The following is a 5020-nucleotide window of genomic DNA, read 5'->3' on the forward strand; positions in this document are numbered from 1 at the left end:
CGGGAGCCTTGTCCGGCCTTCTTTAGTCGGAGGCTGTCGGCATGGCCGATCTGATCTTTCTGGCGTTGGGCGGCGGGGCGTTTGTCGCCTTCGCCGGTCTCGCCGCTGCAATGAAGAGGATGTGACGATGATCGTTTCCATCCTCTGGGGGGCCGGGGCCGTCGTGGTCGCCGCCTACATGATCGCGGCGCTCGTGCGCCCCGAGCGGTTCTAGGGAGCCGCCGTCATGACTGTTCAAGGTTGGGCGGAAATCGCCCTCACCCTCGGTCTCGCCGCCCTTCTGGGCTGGCCGATCGGGATTTACATGTCGCGCGTCTGGAACGGCGAGCGGACCTGGCTGGATCCGGTGCTGAAGCCGGTCGAGGCCGTCTTCTACAAGGCGTCGGGCGTCGATCCGACCCGCAGCCAAGGCTGGCTCGGCTACGCCGGCGCCCTGCTGGCGTTCAACGCCGTCGGCTTCCTGCTGCTCTACGCCATCCTGCGCCTGCAGGGCGTGCTGCCGCTGAACCCGCAGGGGTTCGAGGGCGTCAGCCCGCATCTGGCGTTCAACACCGCCGTCAGCTTCGTGACCAACACCAACTGGCAGTCCTATGGGGGCGAGTCGACCATGTCGACCTTCACCCAGATGTCCGGGCTGACGGTGCAGAACTTCGTCTCCGCCGCCACCGGCGCGACCATCGCGGCCGCCCTGGCGCGGGCATTCGTCGCCAACCGCGGCGAAGGCGTCGGCAATTTCTGGGCCGACCTGACGCGGACGACGCTGTACGTCCTGCTGCCGCTGGCCTTCATTCTCGCCGTCGTTCTGGTCGGCCTCGGCCTGCCGCAGACCCTGTCGGCGCACGCCACGGCGACCACCCTGGAAGGCGGACAGCAGACCATCAGCCTGTTCCAGACCGCCAGCCAGGTCGCCATCAAGCAGCTAGGCATCAACGGCGGCGGCGTCTTCAACGCCAACGCGGCCCACCCGCTCGAGAACCCCTCGCCCCTTACCAATCTGATCACCGCCGTGGCGATCAACGTCATGGGCTGGGCCGCCTTCTTCGCCTTCGGCCGCAGCGTGCTGGCCAAGCGTGAGGTGAGAGCGCTCGCCATCGCCGCCCTGGTTCTTCTGGGGGCCTGCACCTCGGGCATCTACATCGCTGAAAGCCAGCCCGCGCCGGCGCTCGTCGCCGCCGAGATCGAGCAACCGGTGAACATGGAAGGCAAGGAGACCCGCTTCGGCGTGGCGTCCACCGCCGCCTGGGCCGGTCAAACCACCGGCGCCTCCAACGGCTCGGTCAACGGCATGCACGGCAGTCTGATGCCGCTGGCCGGCGGGCTGACCATGTTCCTGATGCAACTGGGCGAAATTCTGCCTGGCGGCATCGGCTCGGGCATCGCCATCATGGTCGTCATGGCCATGCTGTCGGTCTTTGTGGCGGGCCTTATGGTTGGTCGCACGCCCGAGTATCTGGGCAAGAAGATCGAAGCGCGAGAGATCCAGTACGCCATGATCGCGGTGCTGGTCCTGCCCCTGGCCATCCTCGGCTTCACGGCCATCGCGGCGGTCTTCCCGACCGCCTTGGCGGGGCTGCTGAACCACGGGCCGCACGGCCTGTCGGAGATGCTTTACGCCTACACCTCGGCGGCGGCGAACAACGGCTCGGCCTTCGCCGGGCTCACGGCCAACGCACCGTGGTGGAACACGACGCTGGGCATCGCCATGCTGGCCGGTCGCTTCGTGCCCGCCGTCGTGGTGCTGGCCATCGCCGGCTCGCTGGTAGCCAAGCCCAAGCTGGCGCCCAGCCCGGGCACGCTCCCTGCCCACGGCGGCCTGTTCATCGGCCTGCTGATCGGCGTCATCCTCATCCTCGGCGGGTTGCAGTTCTTCCCGGCCCTCGCCCTGGGACCCATCGTCGAGCATTTCCAGATGCTCGGCGGGGCGTTCTGAACGGACATCCCCAATGACCTTCGCAAATCCTGAAATGCCGGGCGGCAAGACCCGCCCGGCGCCTCTGGCGGGCGGCCTCAACGGCGCCATGCTGGGCCGCGCGCTCGGCGACGCCTTCGTCAAGCTGGACCCGCGCAAACTGCTGCGCAATCCGGTGATCTTCACCACCTGGATCGTGGCCCTGCTGGCGACCGTCTCGGCGGTCGCGGCGGTGGCCGGCGGCCAGTCGGCCGGCTTCGTCATCCAGCTGGCGCTGTGGCTCTGGGCCACGGTTCTGTTCGCCAACATGGCCGAGAGCGTCGCCGAGGGCCGTGGCAAGGCGGCGGCCGACAGCCTTCGCGCCACCCGGGTGACGACCAAGGCCAAGCTGATCGTCGACCCGAAGACCGGCACGATCGTCCCGACCCCGGCGCATGAGCTCGCGGTCGGCTCGATCATCCTGGTCGAGGCCGGAGATGTGATCGCCTCGGACGGCGAGATCATCGAGGGCGTCGCCTCGGTCAACGAAGCCGCCATCACCGGCGAGAGCGCGCCGGTGATCCGCGAAAGCGGCGGCGACCGGTCCGCCGTCACCGGCGGCACCACCGTGGTGTCGGACTGGATCAAGGTGCGTATCACCTCGGCTCCCGGCTCGACCTTCCTCGACCGCATGATCGCGATGGTCGAGGGCGCCAACCGCCGCAAGACGCCCAACGAGCTGGCCCTGTCGGTGCTGCTGGCCGGATTGACCTTGGTCTTCCTGATCGCGGTCGTGACCCTGCTGGGACTGGGCGCCTATTCGGGCGTGAAGCTGGATCCCCTGGTGCTGGGCGCCCTGTTCATCACCCTGATCCCCACAACCATCGGGGGCCTGCTGTCCGCCGTCGGCATCGCCGGCATGGACCGGCTGCTGAAGGTCAATGTGCTGGCCACCTCGGGCCGGGCGGTCGAGGCCGCAGGCGACGTCGACACCCTGCTGCTCGACAAGACCGGCACCATCACCTTCGGCAACCGCATGGCCACCGAGGTCATCCCGGTCCCGGGCGTGCGTCCCGAGGCCGCCCTGCGCGCCGCCGTCACCGCCTCCCTGGCGGACGAGACGCCGGAAGGCCGCTCCATCGTCGAACTGGGCCGCAACGCCGGCATCGTGGTCGAACAGCCGGAAGGCTCCAAGGCCATCCCCTTCACCGCCGTGACCCGCCAGTCAGGTCTGGATGCGGGCAAGGACAGCTGGCGCAAGGGCGCGGTCGACGCCGTGCTGAAATCGCTGGCGCTGGACGAGGCCGCCGCCCCGGCCGAGTTCCGCTCGGCCGTGGACCGTATCGCCCGCTCGGGCGGCACCCCCTTGGCCGTGACCGAGAACGGCGCCCTGGTCGGCGTCATCCACCTGAAGGACGTGGTCAAGCCGGGGGTGAAGGAGCGCTTCGCCGAGCTGCGCCTGATGGGCCTGCGCACCGTGATGATCACCGGCGACAACCCGGTGACCGCGGCGGCCATCGCCTCGGAAGCCGGGGTCGACGACTACCTCGCCGAGGCCACCCCTGAGGACAAGATGCGCCTCATCAAGGCCGAACAGGCCAAGGGACGGCTGGTGGCCATGTGCGGCGACGGCGCCAACGACGCCCCGGCCCTCGCCCAGGCCGATGTCGGCGTCGCCATGCAGACCGGAGCGCAAGCCGCCCGCGAAGCCGGCAACATGGTCGATCTCGACTCGGATCCGACCAAGGTCATCGAAATCGTCGAGGTCGGCAAACAGCTGCTCATCACGCGCGGCGCCCTGACGACCTTCTCCATCGCCAACGACGTGGCCAAGTATTTCGCCATCATCCCGGCGATGTTCGTGGTCGCCCTGCCCGCCCTCGGCGCGCTGAACGTCATGCGGCTGGGCTCGCCTGAAAGCGCGATCCTGTCGGCGGTGATCTTCAACGCCCTGGTCATCGTGGCCCTGATCCCGCTCGCCCTTCGCGGGGTGAAGTATCGGGCCGTCGGCGCCGGAAAGCTGCTGGGCCGCAACCTGCTGATCTACGGCCTCGGCGGTCTCGTCGCGCCCTTCGTCGGCATCAAACTCATCGATCTCGTGATCACCGGCCTCGGCCTGGCCTGATCCTGCAAGGACTGAACCCATGAACCGCAAAACCCAACTGAAAGCCTCCGGCCGCAACGACGCCCTGTTCGCCGGCGCCTGCATCGCCGCCCTCGTCATCGTCGGCGTGGCCGGACAGGCCCGGGCCCAGGACGCGACCGGCCCCAAGATCTCCTGGAACGCCGCCGTGACCTCCGACTACGTCTTCCGGGGCGTCAGCCAGACGCAGGAGAACCCGGCGATCTCGGCGGGCGTCGACCTGACCAGCGGCGCCTTCTACGCCGGGGCCTGGGCCTCCAACGTCGACTTCGGCGACGACACCGACGCCGAAGTCGACCTGTACGGCGGCTGGCGGCCCGAGGTCTCCGGCTGGAACCTGGACCTCGGCGGCGTGGCCTACCTCTATACCGGCCAGCCGGACGGGGCCGACTATGACTACGTCGAGCTGAAGGCCGCCGCCTCGCGCGCGGTCGGACCGGTCACCGTCGGCGGCGCCGTCTACTGGTCGCCGGACTTCTTCGGCGCGTCCGAGGACGAGGCGACCTACCTGGAGGCCAACGCCGCCTTCGCCCCCGCAGACCGCTGGACGGTCTCGGGCGCGGTGGGCCGTCAGTGGGTGTCGTCGGACCTCGACTACGCCACCTGGAACCTCGGCGCGGCCTATGCCCTGACCGATCACCTGAGCGTCGACGTCCGCTACCACGACACCGACCAGCACGACTTCGGCGACAGCTATGGCGCGCGCGCCGTGGCCTCGCTGAAGGCGGCCTTCTAAGGGGCGATGACATGATCTCCCAACTGCGTCCGGCCCTGGTCATGACGGGCCTCTTCACCCTGCTGCTCGGTGGCGCCTATCCACTGGCGGTCACCGGCGTCGGCCAGCTGGCCTTCCCGGATCAGGCGAACGGCAGCCTGATCCGCGACCGGGACGGCACGGTGCGCGGCTCGGCCCTGATCGGCCAGCCGTTCGCGGAAGGCCGCTACCTGCACCCGCGTCCCTCGGCGGCGGGCGACGGCTATGACGCCTC

5 protein-coding genes are annotated in these 5020 nt (G+C 69.1%); all 5 read left to right on the forward strand.

The features are described from left to right. The first annotated feature begins 127 nt into the window (after positions 1-127). The gene (locus Q0C81_RS15880) at positions 128-214 is read left to right on the forward strand and encodes a potassium-transporting ATPase subunit F (protein ID WP_291840125.1); all 87 of its coding nucleotides are present in this window, start codon (positions 128-130) and stop codon (positions 212-214) included. 12 nt (positions 215-226) lie between these two features. Continuing rightward, on the forward strand, positions 227-1930 hold the full coding sequence (gene kdpA / locus Q0C81_RS15885; protein ID WP_291840115.1) for a potassium-transporting ATPase subunit KdpA: 1704 nt from the start codon (positions 227-229) through the stop codon (positions 1928-1930). Positions 1931-1943: 13 nt separating this feature from the next. Continuing rightward, positions 1944-4013, forward strand: coding sequence for a potassium-transporting ATPase subunit KdpB (gene kdpB, locus Q0C81_RS15890; RefSeq protein WP_291840117.1), 2070 nt, complete (start codon positions 1944-1946; stop codon positions 4011-4013). A gap of 19 nt (positions 4014-4032) precedes the next feature. Beyond that, positions 4033-4767, forward strand: a complete 735-nt coding sequence (locus Q0C81_RS15895; RefSeq protein ID WP_291840120.1) for a TorF family putative porin — start codon at positions 4033-4035, stop codon at positions 4765-4767. A gap of 11 nt (positions 4768-4778) precedes the next feature. Beyond that, positions 4779-5020: potassium-transporting ATPase subunit C (locus Q0C81_RS15900; RefSeq protein WP_291840123.1), on the forward strand; the 242-nt coding region annotated here is incomplete at its 3' end.

The sequence above is a fragment of the Brevundimonas sp. genome (assembly GCF_023259385.1).
Classification (GTDB): domain Bacteria; phylum Pseudomonadota; class Alphaproteobacteria; order Caulobacterales; family Caulobacteraceae; genus Brevundimonas.